The sequence below is a fragment of the Paraburkholderia guartelaensis genome, assembly GCF_004353905.1.
GTDB lineage: Bacteria > Pseudomonadota > Gammaproteobacteria > Burkholderiales > Burkholderiaceae > Paraburkholderia > Paraburkholderia guartelaensis.
The window spans coordinates 1-23,444 of record NZ_SMOD01000024.1 but is presented as its reverse complement, the minus strand read 5'-3'; the positions used below and the strand labels follow the sequence as shown (position 1 = coordinate 23,444).

Annotated in this window: 20 protein-coding genes; 8 read left to right on the top strand and 12 right to left on the bottom strand. The window is 62.2% G+C overall.

The genetic code is table 11. The features are described 5' to 3' along the window. Nucleotides 1-52: 52 nt before the first annotated feature. The 10 genes from E1N52_RS27290 to nosZ all read right to left on the bottom strand — a co-directional run bounded on the left by E1N52_RS27290 (nt 53) and on the right by nosZ (nt 9,842). Entirely contained in the window at nt 53-706 is a 654-nt protein-coding gene (locus tag E1N52_RS27290) for a c-type cytochrome (protein ID WP_133185911.1), read from the bottom strand. Next, a complete protein-coding gene (locus tag E1N52_RS27285; protein ID WP_133185910.1) occupies nt 703-2,943 on the bottom strand; it encodes a NosR/NirI family protein in 2,241 nt (746 codons plus the stop codon). Before E1N52_RS27285 ends, E1N52_RS27290 begins: the two co-directional genes overlap by 4 nt. 139 nt (nt 2,944-3,082) lie before the next feature. Then, complete coding sequence (locus tag E1N52_RS27280) at nt 3,083-3,547, bottom strand: c-type cytochrome (RefSeq protein ID WP_133185909.1); 465 nt, start codon at nt 3,545-3,547, stop codon at nt 3,083-3,085. 22 nt (nt 3,548-3,569) lie between these two features. Beyond that, complete coding sequence (locus E1N52_RS27275; protein WP_133185908.1) at nt 3,570-3,968, bottom strand: toxin-antitoxin system TumE family protein; 399 nt, start codon at nt 3,966-3,968, stop codon at nt 3,570-3,572. Nucleotides 3,969-3,970: 2 nt separating this feature from the next. Then, complete coding sequence (locus tag E1N52_RS27270) at nt 3,971-4,237, bottom strand: hypothetical protein (RefSeq protein WP_133185907.1); 267 nt, start codon at nt 4,235-4,237, stop codon at nt 3,971-3,973. A 10-nt stretch (nt 4,238-4,247) separates the two neighbouring features. Next, complete coding sequence (locus tag E1N52_RS27265) at nt 4,248-4,775, bottom strand: nitrous oxide reductase accessory protein NosL (RefSeq protein WP_133185906.1); 528 nt, start codon at nt 4,773-4,775, stop codon at nt 4,248-4,250. Further along, nucleotides 4,772-5,605: an ABC transporter permease gene (locus tag E1N52_RS27260; protein ID WP_133185905.1), complete on the bottom strand. Its 834-nt coding sequence runs from the start codon at nt 5,603-5,605 to the stop codon at nt 4,772-4,774. The genes E1N52_RS27265 and E1N52_RS27260 overlap by 4 nt, the downstream gene beginning before the upstream one ends. Continuing rightward, nucleotides 5,602-6,510 carry an ABC transporter ATP-binding protein gene (locus E1N52_RS27255; protein WP_133185904.1) on the bottom strand — a complete coding sequence of 303 codons (909 nt, stop codon included), beginning with the start codon at nt 6,508-6,510 and terminating at the stop codon, nt 5,602-5,604. The genes E1N52_RS27260 and E1N52_RS27255 overlap by 4 nt, the downstream gene beginning before the upstream one ends. Then, complete coding sequence (locus E1N52_RS27250) at nt 6,503-7,759, bottom strand: nitrous oxide reductase family maturation protein NosD (protein WP_133185903.1); 1,257 nt, start codon at nt 7,757-7,759, stop codon at nt 6,503-6,505. Before E1N52_RS27250 ends, E1N52_RS27255 begins: the two co-directional genes overlap by 8 nt. A 112-nt stretch (nt 7,760-7,871) precedes the next feature. Further along, nucleotides 7,872-9,842 carry a TAT-dependent nitrous-oxide reductase gene (gene nosZ / locus E1N52_RS27245; protein WP_133185902.1) on the bottom strand — a complete coding sequence of 657 codons (1,971 nt, stop codon included), beginning with the start codon at nt 9,840-9,842 and terminating at the stop codon, nt 7,872-7,874. Between the two features lie 477 nt (nt 9,843-10,319). Between nosZ and E1N52_RS27240 the strand changes: the two genes are divergently transcribed. The 6 genes from E1N52_RS27240 (at nt 10,320) to E1N52_RS27215 (ending at nt 16,179) form a co-directional block, all read left to right on the top strand. Continuing rightward, the gene (locus E1N52_RS27240; protein WP_246089238.1) at nt 10,320-11,363 is read left to right on the top strand and encodes an FAD:protein FMN transferase; all 1,044 of its coding nucleotides are present in this window, start codon (nt 10,320-10,322) and stop codon (nt 11,361-11,363) included. 12 nt (nt 11,364-11,375) lie between these two features. Beyond that, the gene (gene ccmA, locus E1N52_RS27235; protein WP_133185900.1) at nt 11,376-12,323 is read left to right on the top strand and encodes a heme ABC exporter ATP-binding protein CcmA; all 948 of its coding nucleotides are present in this window, start codon (nt 11,376-11,378) and stop codon (nt 12,321-12,323) included. Continuing rightward, nucleotides 12,320-13,060, top strand: a complete 741-nt coding sequence (locus E1N52_RS27230; RefSeq protein ID WP_133185899.1) for an ABC transporter permease — start codon at nt 12,320-12,322, stop codon at nt 13,058-13,060. Before ccmA ends, E1N52_RS27230 begins: the two co-directional genes overlap by 4 nt. Before the next feature lie 29 nt (nt 13,061-13,089). Next, complete coding sequence (tatA, locus tag E1N52_RS27225; RefSeq protein WP_133185898.1) at nt 13,090-13,326, top strand: Sec-independent protein translocase subunit TatA; 237 nt, start codon at nt 13,090-13,092, stop codon at nt 13,324-13,326. 106 nt (nt 13,327-13,432) lie between these two features. Beyond that, a complete protein-coding gene (locus E1N52_RS27220) occupies nt 13,433-13,972 on the top strand; it encodes a hypothetical protein (protein WP_133185897.1) in 540 nt (179 codons plus the stop codon). Between the two features lie 290 nt (nt 13,973-14,262). Further along, entirely contained in the window at nt 14,263-16,179 is a 1,917-nt protein-coding gene (locus E1N52_RS27215) for an AAA family ATPase (protein WP_133185896.1), read from the top strand. A 30-nt stretch (nt 16,180-16,209) separates the two neighbouring features. On the opposite strand, the gene E1N52_RS27210 is transcribed toward E1N52_RS27215, so the two are convergent. Both E1N52_RS27210 and gcvA read right to left on the bottom strand, forming a co-directional pair. Next, a complete protein-coding gene (locus E1N52_RS27210) occupies nt 16,210-21,051 on the bottom strand; it encodes an NAD-glutamate dehydrogenase (protein ID WP_133185895.1) in 4,842 nt (1,613 codons plus the stop codon). Between the two features lie 174 nt (nt 21,052-21,225). Further along, nucleotides 21,226-22,128, bottom strand: a complete 903-nt coding sequence (gene gcvA, locus E1N52_RS27205) for a transcriptional regulator GcvA (protein ID WP_133185894.1) — start codon at nt 22,126-22,128, stop codon at nt 21,226-21,228. 198 nt (nt 22,129-22,326) lie between these two features. Here gcvA and E1N52_RS27200 point away from each other — a divergent pair, with 198 nt between their 5' ends. Together E1N52_RS27200 and E1N52_RS27195 are read left to right on the top strand one after the other, a co-directional pair. Further along, complete coding sequence (locus E1N52_RS27200; RefSeq protein ID WP_133185893.1) at nt 22,327-23,031, top strand: SDR family oxidoreductase; 705 nt, start codon at nt 22,327-22,329, stop codon at nt 23,029-23,031. A 202-nt stretch (nt 23,032-23,233) separates the two neighbouring features. Further along, on the top strand, nt 23,234-23,444 hold a 211-nt coding region (locus tag E1N52_RS27195), incomplete at its 3' end, for a transposase (RefSeq protein WP_133185892.1).

Sequence of the window (23,444 nt, the reverse complement as noted above, 5' to 3'; positions counted from 1 at the left end):
ATGGGTTCTTCCAGGCCGCCTCGACGGCGGCGTGTCGATGCGAATGGAGCCCCTAGCGCAGCCCTGATATGTAGTCGGCCACCGCCTTGATTTCGCTGTCCGAAAGACGCGACGCGATGGCATGCATCGGCGCGCTGTTGTCACGCGCGCCCGCTCCCTGACTGAACGCGGTCAACTGGGTTGCGGTATATCCCGCCCACTGCCCAGAGAGGCGCGGATACAGCGAGGGAATGCCCTGGCCCGCGGGCCCGTGACAAGCGGCACAAGCGGGCACGCCCTTTTCCGCAATGCCGCCTCGATAAATGCGTTGCCCGAGTGCGAGCGTGTCCTTGTCATGCGCGTAGCCGGGCTGTGGATTCTGGGCCGCGAAATACGCAGCGACATCCACGATCTGCTGATCGGAGAGCGTGCCGGCCATGCCCGCCATGATCGGGTTGTTTCGTGCCGGCTGGCCGCCGCCAGGAGGCGCCTTGAAGTCGCCTAGCTGCTTGACGATGTACCCGGCGTGCTGCCCCGCGAGTTTTGGATACGTTTCAGCTGCACTGTTGCCATCGGTGCCGTGGCAGGCCGCGCAACCCTGCGCCACGACGGCCTGCCCTCGACTGACATCGGGCGCATCGACTTGCGCCGCATGCGCGAGCACCGCCCAACCCGAAAGACTCATGGTCACTTGAAGGCTCGCCCAAAGCTTGAGCATTCGATTCATTCGCGCGTCCTGTTCTGTTTTGTAGGGGCGAGAGCTTCCGCCGGGCGCGCGAGCGGCGCGGTGTTTGTGCGCCGGATGCTCGCGCTTTCGGGAACTTCCAGTTTGATCGGAATGTAGTGTCCGTCCTTGCCGATCCGAGTCAGAGGCAGCTTTTCCTTTTCGCGCCGCTTTCTCTCCTTCGCGAGAGGTGGGCAACTGTGCTCGTCGTAATACATCACCATGCAATCGAGGCAGAGCATGCATTCCATCTGGTCGATCCGCCCTTTGTCGTCGATCGCGAGGGAACCGCAGCCGACTGCGCAAGCGTGGCAGGTCGTGCATTCGGGCTTGCGCCGCAATTTGAGGAAGCGCAGGCGGCCAGGCAGTGCGAGACTGGCTCCGAGCGGGCACAGATACTTGCAGAATGGCCGCTCGATAAAGATCGACGCGCCGACAACGACTGTCCAGAACAACATGAACGGCCACGATCGGTTGAGTACGCCAACGAGGAAGGTCGTCTTGAACGGCTCGATCTCGGCGAGCTTCTCGGCCCATGGCATCGAGAAGAACGACACGGCAAGTAGAACCGCGAACACCGCATACTTGAGTTTGCGCAGCCGGTTGTGCCAGCGCATCGGCAGCTTGCGTTGCAGCTTCTTCAATCCCGCGGCGCGCGCGAGCTTGTAAAGCATTTCGGACATCGACCCGAAGGGGCACATCCAGCCGCAAAACAAGCCGCGTCCCCAGACGAACACGGTGACAGCGATAACGATCCAGAAGACGAAGATGAACGGATCGGAGAGGAAAAGCGACAGGTTCCAGCCGCCAAACAGCGAATGGATGAAGGTCAGCACCTGCGTGATCGAGGGCTGTGCCATCTCATGCCAGCCTGCGAAACCCACCGCAATCAGCCAGCTCGCCGTTTTCGGCCACGAGACCCAACGCTTGTTCGCGCGCTTCGCCTTGCGCACCCAGCGGTCGCGCGTCGCAAAGAACAGCATGACCGCAACGGCCCAGCCAACGAAGAAACCGATTTCGACCTTCTTCCCGTTCCACGCGTTCCACCAGGCCGGCTTCTCTTCCTGAACCTTCGGACGACCGCCCTCAAGAAAGCGCGCCGGCAGCCAGTACGGCGAGTTGAACGCCGAAAAACTCTTCGTGCCGGTTTGCTTGTCGATTCTGTGGCCGAGGAACACGAATTTCCACGGATAAGCGGCACTGAAACTCGTGCTCCGGATGATGAAGATACCGGTCTCGTTGAAGGCGGGTGCGCCCGCCGCCTGCAACGAATAGAGGTTCAGATAGTCGGAGTCCTTGAACGTGAACGCATTGATCCCCTGCCTGACCTGAATGCGATCATAGATCCCGCCACGCACGAAGCCCGATCCCTTGAACGACTCCGTGCCATTCGCCACGATGAAAAGCGCGTGCTCCCCGGGCTTGAGCCGGTTCATCAGTTGCGCGTAATCGTAGTCGCCAAGAATGCTTTTGCCGATTGCGGGCGCGTTCAGGTAGCCATAGTAGAGATCGAGATAGGGTGTGCCGCTGTCCGCCGCTCCAACGTCGCTCGCGTGGATCACGAGGTGCTGGACAGCGCCCATGTCGACGAGCGCGGGCCAACCGTAGCGCGCATCAGCGGGCAGCAGTTTTGCCTGCGGCAAGACGGCTTCTTTCACGATGCCCACCTGGCTGGCGATCGCAATTGCGCAGCGCGAGATCAGCTGGTTCTCGGCGATAGCGGTGACAGTCGCGCCAGAAATGGCGTCGAGGTTCGCGCCGCCCGCGCTACTTTGTCCGATCTCGAAGCGCGAACCAGCGAACCGGCCAACGTATTGCCGCAAGAACGTGAGGAGCTTGCTTTCGGGTATGCCGACCAGCAGAATCGGCTCGCTGTGCTTGAGCACCCTGACGCCGGTAATCACACCTTTCGTGTCCATCCCGATCAGCGTGACGATAGGCTTGCCGGAGTAGCCCTGTATGTCGACGATATCGGTCGAGAGGAATACGTAGCCCTTGAGCACGCGTGCGTGGCCGTCGTTTGCATAAGCCTCGACGTATGGAGGGCTGCCCTTGCGTGCCGAGAATTCATTTGCGCCTGGCAGCACGCCGGCACAGTCGGTCCATTTGCACATCTCCGGACGGCTGAACAGTTCGTCCGGCAACTCCTGCTCATAGATCGAAGCAAAGGCCGGGTGGGTAAATGCAAACAGCAGCGCGAACAATGGCGCGAACAGCAAGATCCGGAACGAGACTTTCATTTTTGTCGCTTTGTGGGAGCCGCCTGGCATGACGCGGCATCGACGCGATTAGTTATCCGAAACGCGTCGTAACAGCGAAGACTTCCCGACGCCGCGCCGCTCGCCTGACCCCGGCCGGCGCGGCGTCGCCTCGCTCATGTCACTGAATCTTCGACACCATGAAGTCCACTGCCGCCTTCACCTCGTCGTCCTTCAGGCTCGGATTGCCGCCGCGTGACGGCATCATCCCGTTGTTGCCGGTAAAGCCTTCCAGGGCGTGCTTGTACAACGTCGGCTTGCCTTTCGCGATGCGCGGCGCCCAGTCCGTCTTGTTGCCGAGAATCGGCGCACCGCCCGCGCCCGTCTGGTGACACATGAAGCAGACGCTCTTGAATACCTTCTCGCCGCCTGGGTTCGGCGCGGCGGCCGGTGCTGTGCTCACTGCAACCTTGACGAAGCCCGCCGACGCCGACACGCCCGGGTCCATCGCCACCACACCGATGGGCGCAATCGACTTCGACGTGGCGCTGCCCATTTGCGAAGCGGCGCCGCTCTTGTCACATGCAGCAAGGCCTAGCACAAGGGCGAAGCTCATTGCTGCGATCACGGTATTACGAGTTTTCATGGTCCTTCCTTATTGAGGGGGTTCAGGATTCGTCGCTCAAGGCTTCCGAAAGATCGTGCACAAACGGGGCGTCAAAGCCGAGCAGCGGTTGCGCTAGCAGCCGGGCAATCAGCCTGCGGACGTTGTGCCACGGCGCTACGCCGACTTCGCTGACCGGATCGTCAACGGTCCGGCCATCCGGCGTATGGAGATGGTTTGGAAAAGTGCCGAGCGTGGGGTGCACCGGCGCGGTATCGATACCCATCGCCGCTTCGCCCCAGCGCCAGTTCATCGCGTACTCACTCGGGTCCGCAATGCGCAATGTCAGCTCGACGCCATTGGTCAAACTCAATTCGAGCGCGTCGCGGCACAGCGTGACCGAGGCCAGTTGCGTGGCGTCGAAAGCCGCCTCGATCTGCTCTTTCAACTCGATGTGAAGCATGGTCAAACTCCCGTGGCCAGCAGTTCGCGCAACTGTTCGCGGATGACTTCGCGCGTATTCGCGAGCGTCTTCGCGCCGAGGTAGTGCTCGTAGGCCGGATGCTCTTCCACCCTGCCCTCCGCAATCAGAGCCAGCAACGCTTTCTCGTCGTCGGCGCGATATCTGGCGAGGATGAGCTTGCGGTCCTCGCGCAGGTCGTAGAGCATGCGGCTCAGCGCATCGATCTGCTGGGCCGCTTCAGAGGGAACGTTTTGAAAGAAGTGTGTCATCGCTGTTTCCTTACATGTTCTGGTCCTTGATCACTCCGCCGTCGGTCGTCGCCATATCACTCGTGATCTGGGAGAAGTGATAGAGGTGGCCGCCTTCGGACTTCGCGAACTGCGCGGCGTCGCTTTCCTTCGCGAACGAAACGAAGGTCTGCCCCATCGCGCCATGCTTCCTGGAGCCGACCACGTAGATCGCCTGCTTCGCGTCGATCCAGTGGCCCTCCGGGTGCCGCCAGTCGGCCGCGCCCATGTCCTGCACGTACATCACGCTAATCTTGCGATCGTGCTCGGGGCGCAGATACACCGAAAAGAGCCCGAGCGTGTCGCAGAAGAAGTCGGCATGCCCGTCCGCATAGAGCATCTGCGCCTTCGGCCCTGGATATTCCTTGAGGCTCATGCCATCGAGCACGCTCACCGTCGAATCGCTGATTTCATGCGGCGCGGGCAGCGCGCGCGAATCGTTCTGGCAACCGGTCGCAAGCACAACGGTGAGCACGGTGACCGCCATCGCGGCGATCGTCTTGAGAGAGTGGCGGTTCATCGATTGAATCTCCAGGCAGCGAGCCCGAGCGGCGCGGCGATCCAGGCGAGCATCACGGGACCGAGAAAGAGCGGAACAGCAAGCCCGGCGGGAAACACACTCACGAGGCCATACATCGTGCGTAAGTCTCCGGGGCCAAAGATGTTCAGGATGCGGAAGACGTCGGACGGATTGAGCATGAGCAGCAGCGGAAACAGCGGGCCGAGCGCGGCGCCGCCGGTGAGCACCAGCGCGCCGAGCAACAGCAGGTCGTACACGAGTACAAAGAAGAACCACAGCGCGATCGCCACGCCGCTTGCCGACGTGCGGCTTGCGCAAAACACCGACGCGCAAACGGCAAGACTCAGGAAGACGCAGCCGAGCAGCACAGCGCTGACGACGAAGCCCGCGTATTGAAACCAGTCGGCGGCCGGCGCGCGCACGGCGATCACGATGCCGGCGAGTCCGAAGCCCGCGAGCGTCGCGCAGGACAGCGCCGCGGCGAGCCCGACGTACTTGCCGAGCAGCAGTTCGATGCGCGTGACCGGATACGACAACAGCAGATTCAACGTGCCGCGCTCGCGCTCGCCGACGATCGCATCGAAGCCGAGTATCAGCGCGATCAGGGGAAGCAGATAGATCGTGAGGCTGACGAGACTGGCGATCAGCGCCTCGACGCCGTGAAAGCCGACGGCGCCCTGCGTGGCCGCGCCGAAGTACGAGGTCGCGAGCGTGAACACGCCAAACACGAGCGACACGGCGAGCACCCAGCGGTTGCGAATCCGGTCGCGGAACTCCTTGCCGGCAATCACGCGGATCTGCGTCCACGACGAACAAATGGCGAGGCTCATGCATTCACCTCCGTGCAGCCGAGGAACACGTCTTCGAGTGACGGTTCGTGAAGCCGCAGATCCGCTATGCAGCCGGACAGCGGCGCCAACGCAGCAATGGCTCTCATCTTCGCGTCGCGCGGGCACTCGAATTCGATATGACGTCCGCGAATCGTCAGTCGACCAAACGGTGCCCGGTGCAACGCCTGCTCGATGGCGTGCGTGTCATCCGAAAGCGCGACGACTTCGATGGAAAGCGGCAGGTTCGCGTCGCCGCGCAGCGCGGACACACTGCCCGCCGCGCTAATTCGCCCGGCCTGCAATATCGCGACGCGGTCCACGCGCTGCTGAATCTCGGCAAGGATGTGCGAGGTGATGACGATGGTCGTCCCCGCTTCCTGACGGGTCTTCAAAGTTCGATAAAACTCGCGAATGCCTTCTGGATCGAGGCCGTTCGTCGGCTCGTCGAGAAACAGCAGCGCCGGGTCGCCTAGCAGCGCCTGCGCGAAACCGAGCCGCTGCCTCATCCCCTTCGAGTATTCCCGGACCTTGCGCTCAGCCGCACCGGCGAGACCCACCTGCTCGAGAAGCGGCGTGCACTCAGAGGTGTCGGCGCCCTTGAGCCGCGCGAAAAAACGCAGCGTCTCGAGCCCGCTCAGGTTGTCGTACAGCACGACGTTCTCCGGCAGGTAACCGAGCCTGCGCTTGACAGCACGAAAGCGCCGACTGCCGGCGCATTCGCCGTCGATCTGCACCCGTCCTTCATCCGCCGAAAGAAGACCGAGCATGAGCTGGAACAGCGTGCTCTTGCCCGCACCGTTGCGTCCAATCAGCCCGAACAGCTCACCCTTGCGCACTGTGAGATCAACACCGTCTAGCGCACGCAGCGCGCCGAACGCCTTCGCAACGCCTGTGATTTCAATCATGCTGCCTCCCGACCCAGCTCGCCCACCCTGCGTGCGAAGGCTTCATACGCGGCGCGTCATCGACGACACTCGGCACGGCGACCAGCGGGAACTGTTGCGCGATCAGGCGCAACGACTGCACGGCGGGGCTGTTCATGAGCACTTTGACCGCCGGCACACGCCAGGTGAGCCGGTCGACGAGATCGTTCGCGGTATAGGGAATATCGCCAATGCCCCGGCCGCGCTTGTCCCAGCCAAAATAATTGCTCCAGTAGTTGCCGGGCCATGCGACGTCGCTTGCCGCGACGTAGCGGATCTGCTCCCGGTTCCCGATGAAGTCGTTGCCGGTCACGTCGTTATGGACCGAACCTCCCCACAGGTGCACGCCGACGTTGTTGTCCACCACGAGGTTGCCGCGGATCGTGTTGTATTCGGCGTCGTAGATGAAGAAGCCGCGCTGGTTTCCCGCAACCACGTTGTTTTCGACTACGGAGTCTTGCAGCGTGCGCAGCATGATGCCGTGGTCCGTATTGCCCCACACCCGGTTGTTCTTCACGACCTGGTTGCGCGACTCCATGATCGCGAGACCGCCGCGGTTGTGATAGACCTCGTTGCCGTCCCAGACGTTGTAGTACGAGTTCATGTAATGCGTTCCGTAGCGGACGTCGTGTATCGAGTTGCCCTTGAAGAGCGCGTGCTGCGATACGTCGACGTAGATGCCGTCACGCGAATAGCTGATGGTGTTGCCCACGATTTGCGCACCCGTCGTGTTGTAAAGCTGGATGCCGTTGCCTCGATCCGGCGAGCGCAGGTCGCGCTTGCCGACGATTACGTTGTCGTGAACGCGCACGTCGGCCGAGTGTTCGATCCACATGCCGAACAGGTTGTAGACGAGTTCGCAGCGATCGATTTCCGCGCGGTCCGATCCTGGCTGCACGTAGACGCCCGCGTTTTGTGCGGTCAGGTCCGCACCGCTGTTGACGATCGCCAGACCGCTGATCGTCACGTCCGGCGCCGCGATGCGGATGACGTCGCCCGCATTGCGCCCATCGATCATCGGCCGGCCGATTCCACGCAGCGTGAGGCGCTTGCCTATCTTGAGGTTCTCTTCGTAGCGGCCGCCGTACACCACCACGGTGTCACCCGGCTGGGCCGCATCGATCGCCGAACTCACCAGCTCGCCGGGATGCACTGTGAGCGTGGCGGCAGCGACCGTGCGGACCAGCAATGTGGCAAACACAGGCATCGCAACGAGAGGGAACTCCAGCATTCTGGACTGCCAACGAGAGAGGTTTTTCAAGGTTCAAGCAGGGTCCGCGTCGTGAACCGGGAAACGCATAGCATCCCCGGCTCGCCCGCACCTTCGCTACTGCGTTGACGCGCTATGCCTGCACGAGCATTCGCGAGCGCATTTCAAGGTGCAATGCGTGGCAGAAGTTCGTGCAGTAGCACCAGAACACACCCGGTTTTTCCGCAATGAACGTGACGGACTGGGTTTGTTGCGGATGGACGACGAAGTTGATGTTGTAGAACGGGATGGCAAAGCCGTGCGTTAGATCCTCGACCTTGTCCAGATTCGTCAGGATGATCGTGACTTCGTCGCCCTTCTTCACCGTCCACTCGCGCAGGCCGAAGACCGGCGCCTGAGAGGTCAGATACACCGTGACCTTCCTGCCCTGACGCTCGACACGGCAGTCCTTCGCGGTCTTCACGGCAAGCGGAAACTCGTTCAGGTCGTAAATCTGCCGCGTCTTGATGATGTCCCGGCGCACCATGATCGAATCGTGCGGCTCCGGATAAAGCGGATGGTCGCCTACGATCACCATCTTCTCGCCGCTAATGTCGATCAGTTGCGAACTGTCCGGATGCAGCGGGCCGACGGGCAAATACCGGTCTTTCGAAAACTTGTTGTCGGAGATGAAGTACTGGCCGTCCGGCTCCCTCGTCTCGCCCATCGAGGTGAACCCGTGCCCCGGCTGATAGTGGACGTCGACGCGATCGACAACGACTTTCGCGTCCTTGTCGCCCTTGTACGCCTTCATCGCGGCAGCGAGATCCCACTTGACGATCTGACTGTCGAGGAAGAGCGTGGTGTAGACGAAGCCTTTGCCATCGAACCCGGTATGAAGCGGCCCAAGACCGATTTCGGGTTCGGCGACGACGGCGTCGCGCGGGTCCTTGAATTCGCCGTCGAACCACTTGAGCATCAGCTCATGCGAAATCACGGTTGCGGTCGGCGACAGCTTGCCTGCACATGCATAGTACTTGCCGTCCGGCGAAATATTCACGCCATGCGGGTTCTTCGGCACGGGCACGTAACACGTGAGCGCAGTTTTCGGGTCCGCGCTGGCCTCATGCGTGCCGTCGACCACGGGCACCGTCGAGTTGCCGACGTGGAAGAACTTGCCGGCCTTCACGGCAGCCTCGATGCGCGCAATGTTGAAGAACACGCAGGCGTCGCGTTCAGCCGACATCATGTCTTCGTAATGCACGCCGTTTTCAGTGTTGTACTGATTCGAGCAGGCCAGCTTGCCGTCATACGACGTCGCGACGAGGTCCATGTTGCCGTCGACCTTCACCTGCCAGCGCGGCTGCATCGTCTTCGCATCGATGCAGGTGAACAGACAGAAATACTTCTTCGGGTCGTTCAGATCACGGCCGTCGTTCGGCTGCGGCGTATGGAATTCGGCGCCGCAGAAAACGCGGGTCGTCGAGTTGATCTTTTCGTCCAGCGGATCGCGCTTGTCCGGAAAGATGCCGTGAAAGCCCTGCACGTTCGGCAATTGCGTGATCGCGTCGCACTCCATCGTGTCGAGACGCACGCGCGCGACCCGCGCGTTGATCTTGTCGTTCACGAAAATGTACCGGCCGTCGTACACGCCGTCGGTATACGACATGTGAACGTGGTGCGTGTCGCCGGTGATGTAGTTCAGCTGGCCGTTCGGTCGCGTCCCGATGATCTTTCGCGATTCGTTCGTGATGCCCCAACCCGACATGCAATCGACGTTGAACACGGGTACGCGTCGGATCTCGCGCCCGGAAGGCAGCCCATGCACCCGCAGGTCGCCCGAGTGCCCGCCGCTCGAAAAACCGTAGTACGTGTCGAGCTTGCCCGGATGCACCTCGTACTTGTCCCAATCGATGGCGGGGGTGGCGCTCGCGCCGCTTGCGCCGCTGCCCGCGTTGCCCGCCGCCGCAACCGTGGCTTCGCCGCCACCCTTGTTGCACGCAGCCAGTCCGAGCGACAGGCTCGCGCCCGCCAGACCTGCAACTGCGGAGGAAGCAAGGAACCTGCGACGCCCCGTGTCTTGTGGAGTTACGCTCTTTCCAGATTCTTCTTTTGAAATTGTCATCACGCTCTCGCTCGTCAATTCGTTTCAACGTCGACAAATCGCCTCGAGGCCTGCGTAACAAGTCCGCCGGCTCCGAAGTAAATCGCTGTTATTAAAAAATCTGAAAATTGATAAATCGCATTTTCCATTCCCCAAAAATAAGACACTGTTTATCGCTCTATGCAACTTATATTTCCAATTCAATTTCAGTTCGCCTTCCGATCCGAACAGGTGCTTTCAGTCGGATAGTTTGGCGTGCCGATCGTAAATGCGACTTGATTTATATTAAAAAGAAGTATGCGACATACGTCATTCAGCACCCGTGCGGCGATCGGACGCGAGCGCCTGTGCGGACTGCGTCAAAACGTCCAATTTGACACCGCTCAAACGTGTTGATAATCAAAAAAACATAATGACAATCACCGCCACACAATGAATTTCCGGTCTGTGCAGCGCGATATTGTCTGGAGTATTGGAAAATTGTTCATTTACCGAAAAATCATCCTGATTTCGCTGCTCTTTATCGCTGCCATTGCGGCCGGATTCGGGCTAACGCTCAGGAGGCCGGAAGTCTATGTTCAGGGAACCTATGTTTTCGGCACTCGCGTCCAACTAGCGCTCTACGGCGTGCCGCTCGAACAGGCGCGACAGGACGCCGACGCGGTCTTCGCGCACTTTCAGGCCATGCATCGCTCGATGCACGCCTGGCAGCCTTCGGAACTCACGCGCCTGAACCGCAGCATCGCGGCAGGCGAGCCCTTCCAGGCATCGACGGAACTCGCGCAGGTTCTGCGCGCGGCGCAGCAGCTATCACTCGAAACACAGGGGCTTTTCGATCCCGCTATTGGCAGGCTCATTCGGCTATGGGGCTTTCAGGCCGATCAATTCGACGTGAAGCCGCCATCGCGCGAAGTGGTTGAACGCGAGGCGGCGCTGCGCCCGCGTATTGCGGAACTCACGATTTCTCCCACTGGCGTCGTCACGAGCAGTAATCGCGCGGTCGCAATCGACTTCGGCGGATACGCCAAGGGTTGGTCGCTGGACGACGCCGCTGCGATCCTCAAGCAGCGTGGCGTCGAGAACGCGTTGATCGACGTGGGAGGCAACCTGCTCGCAATGGGAAGCAAAGGCGGCACGCCATGGCAGGTCGGCATCCAGGACCCGCGCAAAGCCGGCGCGCTCGCAACACTCGAGTTGCGCGACGGCGAGGCGATCGGCACGAGCGGCGACTATAGGCGGTTCTTCGAATCGAACGGCGTGCGCTACTGCCACATTCTGGATCCGCGCACCGGTTTTCCGGCCACGCAAAGCGAGTCGGTGACTGTGCTCGTGAAGCCCGGTCCGCATGCCGGCGCGTTGTCCGATGGCGCAAGCAAGCCGCCGTTCATCGCCGGTTCTGCACAGGCGATGTCGCTGGCGCGCAAGGTCGGCGTCGAGGCCGTGCTGCTGGTGGACGCACAAGGGCGCGTGTGGGCGTCCGCGCCCATGGCGGCGCGGTTGCGCTTTACGGATCCCTCGCTGCGCCCCGCGCAGCTGGATTGAGCGGCCTTCGCCATGACGAACCCACCCGGCATCGACCTGCGTAACGTGAGCTATAGCCGCGGTGGGCGCGCGATCCTCAACGACATCAACATGACGGTCACAGGCGCCGGGCTCGTGGCCATCGTGGGCTTCAACGGCGCAGGCAAAACGACCCTGCTCTCGCTTCTCGCCACGCTCGCTGCGCCTCGCAGCGGCCACATTTTCGTCGACGGTATCGACGCAATGGCGAAGCCGGAGCAGGTCCGCTCGAGAATCGGTGTCGTGTTTCAGGAGTCCGCGCTAGAACCGCGTCTGAGCGCGTATGACAATCTGAGCTTCATCGCGCGATGCCAGGGGTTGAGAGGCCGTGCGGTCCGGCAGCGTATCAATGAATTGCTGACGGCGTTCGGACTCGAAGCGCTCGCAGCGGAACCCGTCCGACGTCTTTCTGGCGGCCAGCGGCGGCGGCTCGAACTGGCGCGCGCACTCATCGCGCGGCCACGAGTGCTATTGCTCGATGAGCCCACGCTAGGCCTCGATGTCGCCGCACGCCATGTGTTCTGGGCGGAAATAAGAACGCTCGTTGGCGCGGGCCATACCGTGCTGTGCTCGACGCACCATGCCGACGAAGCAAGCAACGCCGATCGCGTCGTCGTGCTGCATCGAGGCGGCGTGCTTGCAGATGGCCCATGGCGAGCGTTATGCGCGAACGTGCCCGGCACAATCCGGCTGCGGGTGCCGGATATCGAAACGGCCCGCTGCTGGCTCTCGGCGCAGGGTTATGCGGCGACGATCGACGAACGCGGCGTCACCGTGCCGGTCGCCGATCCGCAGGCTGTGCTGCCTGCGCTGCTGCAACGCATGCCGTGCCGGGTCACGAGCGTGGACGTCACCATGCCCAACCTGATGGACATCGTAGACCACTGGAACGACTCGCGAGAGAGCGAGCCATGCCACCTCCCCGAAAAGGCGGCCGCATGAGCAACGTCCTCGCGATTATCTGGTTCGATCTGAAACGGTTCTGGGCGTCACCGCTGCGGATCCTGTTCGGCCTAACGCAACCGCTGCTGTATCTGTTCGTCCTGGGCGCAGCGCTCAGGAGCGGCACCTATGCGGAGGTCAGTGGATACCAGGCGTATATTTTTCCGGGCGTCGTCGGCCTTTCGTTGATGTTCACGGCCATCTCGGCAGCCGTAGGGATCGTGCACGACCGGCAAACGGGCCTTCTGAACGCCCTGCTCGTTTCTCCTGTGAAGCGCGCCGAGATCGCTGCGGGGAAGATCAGCGCAGGAGCCGTGCTGGCGTGGGTGCAAAGCGCGCTTCTGCTCCCATTCTCGCCGACGATCGGAATCGGTCTCACGGCACCGCGCCTCGCACTCCTCATCCTTGCGATGGCGCTTGCCGCCCTCGCATTTTCAGCACTCGGTCTCGCGCTCGCACTGCCGTTCCGGTCTGTGATCGTCTTTCCGGTTGTGTCGAACACGCTGCTGCTGCCGATGTTCTTCCTCTCTGGCGCGCTCTATCCGCTCGACCTCGCGCCGGACTGGATCCGGCTCGCCGCCGTATTCGACCCCGCCGCCTACGGAGTCGACTTGATGCGCGGCGTGTTGACGAACCAGTTCGTGATTGCACCGGCGCGCTCGCTTGCCACACTCGCGGCGTGTCTGGTCGCTGCGGGTTGGATGGTCGTGCGCCGCATCAACCGGCGCGACGCATAGCAACCTTGATGAATTGAAGGAGATATTCCATGGGTGAATTCAGTGTCTGGCACTGGCTTGTCGTCTTGCTGATCGTTGCGATGGTGTTCGGCACGAAGAAGCTGCGCAATATCGGCGGCGACCTGGGCGGTGCCGTCAAGGGTTTCAAGGAAGGAATGCGGGAAGCCGAGGCGCCCGCACTCACTCAGGATGCCGAACTGACGCCGGGCACCATTGTCGATGTCAACACAACGGAGAAAGCATGTCACACGCAGGAGCAACGATGATGCGCGGCGCGAAGTGGCGGGAGCAACTCTGGCGCCCTCGAGAGCGTGCAATATGAGACCCGTACGCGGACACTTTCACGTGCCGTGCATTCTGGAAACGCACCACGTGACGCCTCTGGTTCATCTGAGGAATCTCAATCAGAAACCGTTGCCATGCGGCCCGATCTCGACGCGAGGAAGCTACTACCACCTGGAGGCGATGCCGCGCATTGGTGGCAGCGCCATCACGCTCGTGTCCGAACGTCACTGTGCGGAAAAGCTGCTTCGACGCCTGGGAAGAGACCCGCTGCCCGTTTTCGACCCAATCGCGCAGTCGCTGGCGAATGCTGGCGCGGCGATTGTCTCCCGATTGCGCATGAGCGCACTCAACGCAGACCTGTTCGACGCGATTCACATGCTGTGCATCGTGAGAGGGTCGGTGCCACGGAACGGCGTCACGCGCACATTGGCGGCGCTGCGCCGCAACCCGGATACGCCCGTACAGCGTCACGAAATTATCCGGTTGGCGCAGGCACTGGAAAGCGGCGGCCACTCGCTCACGCAAGCCATTGATCTGCTACGCAAGTCCAACCCACGTCTGCGGGAATTTACGTTCGAATTTCTGCGCGCGCGGATGATGCGGGAAGGCCTACCGATCTACCTTTGATTCCGGAGTGGTCTGGCCCCTCGCCCCAAACGGACATACGACGTCGTTCGCGCCCCGTAAGAAACCGCGCGACCACGCTAAATCACCGGATTAAAAGGTATTTATCCGCCAGTCCGTTTGTTCGCGTGCAGCCCAACACAGGCATAATTCCAAAGGAGCAGCGCGATTAAAAGGGTCGTTTTCGTATTCCTGACTATCCATGGACTACGCAAGGCGAGACGTTCGAGCGCCTCCAGTCCCACGATAGATTATCTGGCGTCGCCATCGCGGCGCCAGGCAGGAATGGATTCATGAAACCGGCAAGGAATTCGCGGTGGTCACGCTTTGGCCGATATGTGGCGCTGGGTGTATGTGCGGCCGCACTCGCAGCGACGGCGGGCTTTTTCTACTGGCGACATGAAGCGCATCTTGCTCAGTCGCAGCCTGTGGCGCTGACCGGTGTCGCGAGCAAAATGCGGCATGACGCGGCGCCGTGGACGAAGCGCGAGAAAGATGCCTCGGAATTGCTGCGCGATATTCGCGACCGCGATATTGCCGCAATCGGCGTGAGCCGCGAGGCGATTCTCGTCTCGACGATCAAGGGCGAAAAGTACTATGTGGCCGATCATAATGGCGCGTTCGCGAACGCCCTGCTGCTCGGCGATCTGAAGCCGGGCGCGACGCCGCCCTGGCAACTCGTCTGGCTGCCGCACGCCGATGTGCGCATCGGCGCCGAACGTTGGACAGAAGTCCTCGACCGCTTGCGCGACGCGCTCAGTCTGCTGTTCCCCGTGCTGATGCTAGGCGGCCTGCTGTGGTTCATGCGCCGGGAGATGGGCGGCGGCGCGCAATTGCTCGGCGAATCGCCTACGTTGCGCTTCGACGACGTCATTGGCGCGGGCGAGGCGAAAGCCGCGCTCGCCGACGTGCGCGCGTGGCTCACCGAACCCGCGCAGTTCACAGGCATGGGCGTGCGCGCGCCGTGCGGCGTGCTCATGACGGGCGGCCCGGGCGTTGGCAAGACGCGCCTCGCTCAGGCGCTTGCAGGCGAATGCGGCGCGAATTTCATCGCCATCACGGGCAGCTATTTCAGCGCGAAGTATTACGGTGTGGGCATTCAGAAGGTCAAGCGCCTGTTCGAGCTTGCGCGCAAGAATGCGCCCACGGTCATCTTCATCGACGAGGCGGACGGTCTCGGCAAGCGCACCGATACCGGCGGCGGCCCGGTCGAGGCGGAAAGCAACCGCATCATCAACCAGTTGCTCGCGGAGATGGATGGCTTCGAGTCGAACGAAGGCGTGATCATCGTCGCCGCGACCAATCACCCAGACAATCTCGACGAAGCGCTGCGCCGTCCCGGCCGTTTCGACCGCACGGTGCAGGTGCGTCTGCCCGATCTCGAAGATCGCGCAGAAATACTGCGTTTCTACGCCAGCAATCTGAAGACGAAAGCCGACGACATCGACTTCAACCAACTCGCGCGGCTGACCACGGGCCTTTCGCCGGCCACGCTTTCGATGATCGTGAATCAGGCGGGACTCGTTGCGCGCAAGGCCGGCAAGCAGGAAGTGGCCGCGGTGCATTTTCTCGAGGCTATCAAGATTGCGCGCATTGGCGACGTCAACGGCGCAGAGCGTGCGCTTTCGGACGACGAACGCTCGCGCATTGCGATCCATGAAGCGGGGCATGGCCTCGTCGCCGCCCTCCTCGGCACCGGCGTGCTCGAAGAAGTGACGATTTTGCCGCGTGGTGGCGCGTTGGGCGTGGCGCTGATCACGAAAATGCAGGACAAGTACCTGTATCGCGAGACGGAAATGCGCAACGAGATCCAGGTGCTGCTGGGCGGGCGCAATGCGGAACTGCTCATGTTCAGCGAAGCATCGAGCGGTGCGGCGCAGGATTTACAGGAGGCCTCGCGCATCAGCCTCGACATGGTGTCGAAGCACGGCTTCAACGCGGATGGCAATCTGTTCAGCCTCGCGGCGCTGCCGCAGCAGGTCGCGGGCTTGCAGTTGAAGACCGCGATCGAGCACGCGAACGGGCTGCTGCACGAACTCAACGACGCGTGCTTCGCGTTGCTGCGTGCGAACGAGCCGGTGCTGCGCGCGATCGCCGACCAGTTGCTCGATTCGGAGACGGTGCCCGGCGAGACGGTCTATCGCCTGATTCGCGAGCATGCGGCGGCCGTGGCGAGCACGCAGGCGGTGACCGAAGCCGCCGCCGCGTAAGTCGCTTGCACCGCCTTCAGCGTTCGGTCTTCAAGCCCTTTCGAGCGCCGCCATCGCCCTCACGATCACGAGCAGCACAGAAAGACTCACGCCGCTCGAGGCACGCAGTTCCGTAAGCAGTTGCCCATAACGCTCGAGCGCCGCCTCGTGCTGAGCGCACCATGCGTCAACGAGCGTTTGTGCGTCCGCGGCATCGGAGCCTTGTGTAAGCACGCTCGTGGTGAGCGCGCGCTTGAGGTGCGCCACCTCGGCGAGCGCCGCCGCGCGCGCCATGGTGTCCCAATGCGTCGGCGTAGGCAGCGTCGCTGCACGCTCGCCAATCCAGCTGTAATTGAGCCGCGTACCCAAAGCAAAGTACGCCGCCGCAACGCGCTCTAGCGGACGGTCGCACGCCGCCGCTACATCCGCGATGTCCAGCAGTGCTACCGAAATATCTCCACTCGCCACGCGCAGCGCGAGCGCGTTTTCGACGCCCGCCTTCACGAGTTCGCCCTGGCGTGCCGAAAGCGCTTCGAGATCCGGTTCGGGCAGCAGCGTCGGCAATTGCGGCGCGAGGCGCTGAGCGGCATCGCGGCAGCGCGCCAGCAGCGTGCTCACGCCATCGTTACCCACCGCGCCCGCCTGCAGATGCCGCAGGAACCAGAGCGCCGCGCGTTCGAGCAGCCGCGCGATGTCGACGAACATGCGCGCCTGCACGTCGTCGGGCACGCGGTTGTCGAGCGCGTCGATGGCGCGCCAGATGTCATTGAGGCCGAATACGTCGCGCGCCATGATGCACGCACGCACGATTTCGCCGGGCTGCGCGTCGGTTTCCTCCATCAAACGGTGCACGAATGCGCAGCCCACGCGGTTCACGAGCGCGTTCGTCAGATGCGTCGCCAGGATTTCGCGCCGCAGCGGATGCCGATGCATGGGTTCGCTAAAGCGCTGCTGCAGCGGCTGCGGGAAGTAGTCGATCAGCAAGTCCGCGACGAGCGGGTCTTCCGGCACGGTCGAATCGAGCAACGCGTCGTAGAGCCACATCTTGCTGTAAGCGAGCAGCACGGCGCGCTCCGGCGACGTGAGCCCGAGTTTCGCCGCCTGGCGTTCGGCGATTTCGTCGTCGGTCGGCAGGAATTCGATATGGCGGTTCAGACGCCCTGCGCGTTCGAGCCAGCGCATGAGGCGCGACTCGGCATCGAGTAGTTCCACGGCGTAGCGGCCCGCGATCGAAAGCGCCTGAGTCTGGTAGTAGTTGTCGCTCAGCACCAGCAGTCCGACCTCGTCGGTCATCTCCGCGAGCAACGCGTTGCGCTGTTTCGTCGTCATCTCGCCGTCGGCCACCACGAGTCCGAGCAGGATCTTGATGTTGACTTCGTGGTCCGAACAATCTACGCCTGCCGAGTTATCGATCGCATCCGTGTTGATGTGGCCGCCGTGCTGCGCGAATTCGATGCGCCCGAACTGCGTGACGCCGAGATTGCCTCCCTCGCCCACGACCTTGCAGCGTAGTTCCGAGCCGTTCACGCGCACGGCGTCGTTGGCTTTGTCGCCGACTTGTGCGTTGGTCTCGCGCGCGGCTTTCACATAAGTGCCAATGCCGCCGTTATAGAGCAAATCGACGTTCGCCAGCAAGATCGCGCGAATCAACTCGGTTGGCGAAAGTGCTGCTGCCTCGATGCCAAGCGCCGTTCGCACCGCGGCCGAGAGCGGAATCGTCTTCATGGTGCGCGCGAACACGCCGCCACCGGCCGAAATCGTGGCCGGATCGTAGTCGGCCCAGCTCGAGCGTTCGAGCGCGAAGAGCCGCGTGCGTTCCGCGAGGCTCACGGCCGTATCGGGGTTGGGGTCGAGGAAAATATGGCGGTGATCGAAGGCTGCGACGAGCTTGATATGCGGCGAGAGCAGCATACCGTTGCCAAACACGTCGCCCGACATGTCGCCGATGCCGACCACGGTGAAATCGGTGGCCTGCGTATCCACGCCCATTTCGCGGAAATGCCGCTTGACCGACTCCCACGCGCCGCGCGCCGTGATCGCCATCTTCTTGTGGTCGTAGCCCACGGATCCGCCCGAGGCAAAAGCATCGTCGAGCCAGAAGCCGTATTCGGCGGATATCGCGTTCGCGTAGTCGGAGAACGTGGCGGTGCCCTTGTCGGCGGCCACGACGAGGTACGGGTCGTCGGGATCGTGGCGCACGACATCCGGCGGCGGCACGATCGCGTTGTTCACGAGATTGTCGGTGAGATCGAGCAGGCCGCGCAGGAAGGTCTGATAGCACGCCACGCCCTCACGCATCCATGCTTCGCGGTCGCTCGCCGGCGGCGGATTCTTCACGACAAAGCCGCCCTTCGATCCGACCGGCACGATCACGACGTTCTTCACCATCTGGGCTTTCATGAGGCCCAGCACTTCGGTGCGGAAATCTTCGCGGCGATCCGACCAGCGCAGGCCGCCACGCGCGACGCGCCCGCCGCGCAAATGCACGCCCTCCACGCGCGGCGAATAGACCCAGATCTCGAACATGGGCTTGGGTTCGGGCAGCCCAGGCACTTTCGACGGATCGAATTTGAACGAGAGCGAGGGCCGCTCCGCGCCATTGGCTTCGCGGCGGAAATAGTTCGTGCGCACCGTCGCGTTGATTACGCCGAGGAACTGCCGCAGGATACGGTCTTCGTCGAGATTGGGCACCTGGTCGAGCGCGCTTTCAATGGCCTTGAGCATGAGCGCCGTGCGTTCTTCCCGTGCCTGCGAATCGCGAGGATCAAATCGGAGTACGAACAGCTCGACAAATTGGCGGGCGATCGCGGGATTGCCAGTTAGCGCACGCTCGATATAGGCGTCGCTGAATGTCGATCCCACCTGGCGAAGATACTTTGCATAGGCGCGCAGGATCGTGACTTCGCGCGCGCTCAGATAGGCGCGCAGGACGAGCCGGTTGAAATCGTCGTTTTCGATGCGTGCGTTCCAGACGCTTTCGAATGCGTCTTCGAATAGCCCCTTCACACGTTCGATGTCGAATTCAGCGTCGTCCGCGAGCTCGAGGCCGAAATCGTGGACCCATGCAGGTTCGCAGGACGGCGCCTCGATCACATAGGGCCGCTCTTCATCCACGCGCACGCCGAGATGCTCCAGCATCGGCAGGCTGCGCGAAAGTGCAATCGCTTCGCCCGCGCAATAGACCTTGAAGCGGAACGTACGCGGCCCCGCCTCGATGGGCCGGTACAGATTCATCGCGATGCGCTGCGTTCCCTGCACGCGCTCGATCAGCTCGATGTCGCGTACCGCCGTGCGCGCCGGATAGTCGTCGCGATAGCCCGGCGGAAACGAATCGGCGTAGCGATGCAACAGACTCGTACCCTGCTCTTCGCCGAATGCGTCGAGCAGCGCATCGGCCAGATCGTCCTGCCAGCGGCGCGTGACCTGCACGAGCCGCGCTTCCAGTTCGTGCGTGTCGACTTCGGGCATCGTGCTCGGATCGGCGTGCACGACGAAGTGAATCCGCGCGATCGCCGACTCCGAAAGCAGCGGCGTGAACTCCACGGAAACGCCGTTGAAAGCATCCACGAGGAGGTTTGCAATCCGTCGCCGCAGATCGGTATTGTATTTGTCACGCGAGACGTACACGAGGCATGAAACGAAGCGGTTGAAGCGGTCGCGCCGCACGAATAGCCGCGTGCGCTGGTGCTCCTGCAAGCGCAGCACACCGAGCGCGATGTCGAAGAGTTCGTCCTCGCTCGCCTGCAGCAGTTCATCGCGCGGATAGGTTTCGAGCACGGTCACCAGCGATTTCCCGAGATGGCCTTTCGGCAGAAAACCCGCACGCTGCACGATATTCGCGCATTTGCGCCGCACGATCGGGATTTCGGCGGTGGATACCATATAGGCGGTCGAGGTGTAGAGGCCCACGAAGCGGCGCTCGCCGCACACCTTGCCATCCGCGCCGACGAGCTTCACCCCGACATAGTCCAGATAGCCGGGCCGGTGCACAGTGGCGCGCGAGTTCGCTTTCGTCAGGAAAATCGGCCACGCGCCGCTGATGATGTCTACGGCCGCGGGCGGCAGCGGCGTGATGTCGGGCGTGCCCGGCGCGCGCAGCGATTCACGCAGAATGCCGAGGCCCGAGCCTTCCACGCCGCGCAGGGCGTAGCCGCCGTCATGCGAAACCAGCGCGTAATCGCGCTGGCCGAGGAAGGTGAAATGGTCGGCGACCATCCATTCGAGAAACGCGCGCGCCTCGATGTCCTCTGCGCTCGTCTCGCGCGCTTTCATCGTCTTGATGGTGGTACGCGCAGCCTCGAGCAGGTTCGGCCAATCTTCTACGGACGCCCGTACGTCGCCAAGCACCTTGGCGATGTCGTTGCGCAGTTCGTCGAGCTTTGCTGCGTCGCCGCAGCGGTCCACCTCGAAATGGATGAACGAGGCGAGTTGCGATTGCCCGTCGCCGGCGCTAGCGCCGCCCTCGTCCACCCGCTCGATCGTGCCGTCCTTGCCGCGCCAGATCCGGAATACGGGGTGCAGCGCGGAATGCAGCGCGAGCCCCAGACGGTTGACGGCCATGGAAACCGAATCGACGAGAAATGGCATGTCGTCGTTCACGATTTCGATGACCGTATGGTCCGAATGCCAGCCGTGCTGTTCGAGGATCGGGTTGTAGACCTGCATGCGCTCGCTGCCCGGCACGAAGCGCTGCGCGGTTCGCCAGTGCGCCATGGCGGCGCCGTAGAGGTCGGCGATGCTGCGGCTACGCAGATCCTCGGCGTCGGCGAAATCGTAGTAGTGCCGCAGGAAGGGCTCGACGATCTGGAACGTCGGCTCGGGCAAGCGCGCCCGCGCAAATTCCATGACGTCGGAGAGCAGATGGGCGACGAATTCTTCGTTCCTCGCTAGCATGACGAACTCCTTGGCGGATAGTCATCGACTGCATCGGCGGTTCAAGCATTATGCACCGGCAAGGTGATCGAACGATGAATGCGTGCGCACGAGCCTGCCCCACGGTGAGGCGCTGCGCTGCAATACGGATGGTGGCGCAGAACTTGCTGACTGCGGACGCCCGCTTCAACGCGCTTATGGCGCCGCTTTCGATGCGGATTTGAACTGGGCGAGCAGCCAGGTACGCAGCTTCTGGCTCGTCTCTGACCGGACGCTGGCCTGTGGAAGGACAACGTAATAACCCAGCGACAGTGGCAACGAAAAATCGAACAGGCGTCGCAGCCTTCCGGCCGCGATATCGCGCTCGACGAGATGTTCGCTCGTGAGCGCAATGCCTTGTCCCGCAATCGCGGCATCGATGGCGAGCGACGATTGACTGAAGTGCGGCCCTTTCAGCTCGCCCACATCATTTGTGCAGCCCAGGGCGTTGAAAAATTCCGGCCATAGATCATGAGAATCGTGGAGAAGCACATAGTTTTGCAGGTCCGAGATCGTGCGCACCGGGTGATCGGGCTTGAGCAGTTGCGGGCTGGCGACGGCGAACACCTGCAGCGGAAATAGCAGGTCGCTGACGAGACCCTTCGCGAACGGTGGCTTGCCGAGCCGAACCGCGATATCCACGCCATCGGACCTGAAGTTGCATAGCGCCGCATCAGCAATAATCCTGACGTCGATTTCCGGGTGGTGCTCGCCGAACTCTGCTAGCCTGGGTATCAGCCATTTCGAAGCGAATGACGGCGTCGTGCTGATCGTGAGGGAGGTCGAGCGCCGGTTCAATGCCGCGGTCGCGTCGGCGACGATCGTGAGCGCCCGTTGAATGGCAGCGAAGTAAGTCTGCCCCTCGGTCGTGAGAGCGAGACCCCGTGGCCCCCTCGCGAAAAGGGGCAAATTCAGCGCCTCCTCCAGCACCCGCACCTGTTGCGCGACGGCGCCTTGCGTAACGCCGAGTTCCTCGGACGCGAGGCGGAAATTGAGGTGCCGGGCGGATGCATCGAACGCGCGAAGCGCATTTAGCGGCGGCAGGTGGCGTGGCTTCAATGAATGCTTGAACGGGTATATTGGCTAGTGGAAAGCCAGCGATTAGCCAGCACTGATCCAACAGCGAGCCTGCAATAAATCTATTGTCAGACTATAAAAATCATCATTCGACAAGCCAATCATAACGCCATACAGTTTGGACGAAACCCCATACAGCGCAGCTCGTACGCGCTGAATCCAATTCAGGGAGGGAGCACCATGGCAGTAGAAAAAGTCGCACTCATTACGGCGGCCGGCAAGGGTATGGGCGCGGCTATCGCGCGCGAACTGGCAGCCGGCGGTTACCGGCTGGCCTTGATGTCCCCGTCCGGCAGCGCCGCCGAACTGGCGAAAGAACTTGGCGGATTCGGCTTTACGGGCTCGGTCACCGAGCCGGACTGTATTGACCGATTCGTTCGCGAAACGCTCGATAAGTATGGTCGCATCGACGCCGTGGTAAACAACACGGGGCATCCGCCGAAGGGCGATCTGCTTTCTATCGCAGACGAGCAGTGGCACCTCGGGCTCGATCTCATCTTGCTCAACGTCGCTCGCGTGCTGCGTCGTGTGACGCCTGCGTTTCTCGAGCAAGGCGGCGGCGCTGTGGTGAACATCTCGAGCTTTGCCGCAGATGCGCCTGAGCAGGCCATGCCGGTTTCTTCTGCACTGCGCGCCGCGTTGAGTTCGTTCACGCGCCTTTATGCCGATCGCTACGCGAAAGACAATATTCGAATCAACTCCGTGCTGCCGGGCTTTATCGACAGCTGGCCCGAGACGCCCGAGATCGTTGCCCGCATACCGGTTGGCCGCTTTGGGAAGACACAGGAGATCGCGCAAACGGTCGCGTTCCTGTTGTCGGATGCCGCGGGCTACATCACGGGGCAAAACATCCGTGTCGACGGCGGCATCGTGCGTGGCCTGTAATTCGGCAAATATGGATCAGATCGTCGATGAGGTCTGGGCGCGCCTGCACGCAGGCGCAAACGCGGGAAAGGAGCGTTCGCCCTTCACGATGCTACAGGTCGCGACGATCGCGCTAAGAGGTGGCCGCGCAAAATCGGACAGCGGGATAAGTGGAACGACCGGGGCCTGAGCCAGCGATAATGCAGGCAAAGGAACCGAGAAAATGACGAAACGAACCCGACGCACGCACTCAGCGGCGTTCAAAGCGAAAGTGGCCCTGGCGGCAGTCAAGGGCGAGCGCACGCTCGCCGAACTGGCGCAGCAGTTCGATGTGCATCCGAACCAGATCACGGAATGGAAGCGGCAGTTGCAGGAGCGCGCGGCCGACGTGTTCGGTGCGGCCGGCCCGGTGTCGAGCGAGCCACCGGTAGACG

What these genes read in the sequence shown, in the direction of transcription:
- E1N52_RS27280 (WP_133185909.1), bottom strand. Translation starts at nt 3,547, where the DNA reads ATGAAAACTCGTAATACCGTGATCGCAGCAATGAGCTTCGCCCTTGTG.
- nosZ (WP_133185902.1), bottom strand. Translation starts at nt 9,842, where the DNA reads ATGACAATTTCAAAAGAAGAATCTGGAAAGAGCGTAACTCCACAAGAC.
- tatA (WP_133185898.1), top strand. Translation starts at nt 13,090, where the DNA reads ATGGGTGAATTCAGTGTCTGGCACTGGCTTGTCGTCTTGCTGATCGTT.
- E1N52_RS27285 (WP_133185910.1), bottom strand. Translation starts at nt 2,943, where the DNA reads ATGAAAGTCTCGTTCCGGATCTTGCTGTTCGCGCCATTGTTCGCGCTG.
- E1N52_RS27275 (WP_133185908.1), bottom strand. Translation starts at nt 3,968, where the DNA reads ATGCTTCACATCGAGTTGAAAGAGCAGATCGAGGCGGCTTTCGACGCC.
- E1N52_RS27260 (WP_133185905.1), bottom strand. Translation starts at nt 5,605, where the DNA reads ATGAGCCTCGCCATTTGTTCGTCGTGGACGCAGATCCGCGTGATTGCC.
- E1N52_RS27290 (WP_133185911.1), bottom strand. Translation starts at nt 706, where the DNA reads ATGAATCGAATGCTCAAGCTTTGGGCGAGCCTTCAAGTGACCATGAGT.
- E1N52_RS27255 (WP_133185904.1), bottom strand. Translation starts at nt 6,510, where the DNA reads ATGATTGAAATCACAGGCGTTGCGAAGGCGTTCGGCGCGCTGCGTGCG.
- E1N52_RS27250 (WP_133185903.1), bottom strand. Translation starts at nt 7,759, where the DNA reads ATGCTGGAGTTCCCTCTCGTTGCGATGCCTGTGTTTGCCACATTGCTG.
- E1N52_RS27265 (WP_133185906.1), bottom strand. Translation starts at nt 4,775, where the DNA reads ATGAACCGCCACTCTCTCAAGACGATCGCCGCGATGGCGGTCACCGTG.
- E1N52_RS27270 (WP_133185907.1), bottom strand. Translation starts at nt 4,237, where the DNA reads ATGACACACTTCTTTCAAAACGTTCCCTCTGAAGCGGCCCAGCAGATC.
- E1N52_RS27210 (WP_133185895.1), bottom strand. Translation starts at nt 21,051, where the DNA reads ATGCTAGCGAGGAACGAAGAATTCGTCGCCCATCTGCTCTCCGACGTC.
- E1N52_RS27230 (WP_133185899.1), top strand. Translation starts at nt 12,320, where the DNA reads ATGAGCAACGTCCTCGCGATTATCTGGTTCGATCTGAAACGGTTCTGG.
- E1N52_RS27215 (WP_133185896.1), top strand. Translation starts at nt 14,263, where the DNA reads ATGAAACCGGCAAGGAATTCGCGGTGGTCACGCTTTGGCCGATATGTG.
- E1N52_RS27200 (WP_133185893.1), top strand. Translation starts at nt 22,327, where the DNA reads ATGGCAGTAGAAAAAGTCGCACTCATTACGGCGGCCGGCAAGGGTATG.
- ccmA (WP_133185900.1), top strand. Translation starts at nt 11,376, where the DNA reads ATGACGAACCCACCCGGCATCGACCTGCGTAACGTGAGCTATAGCCGC.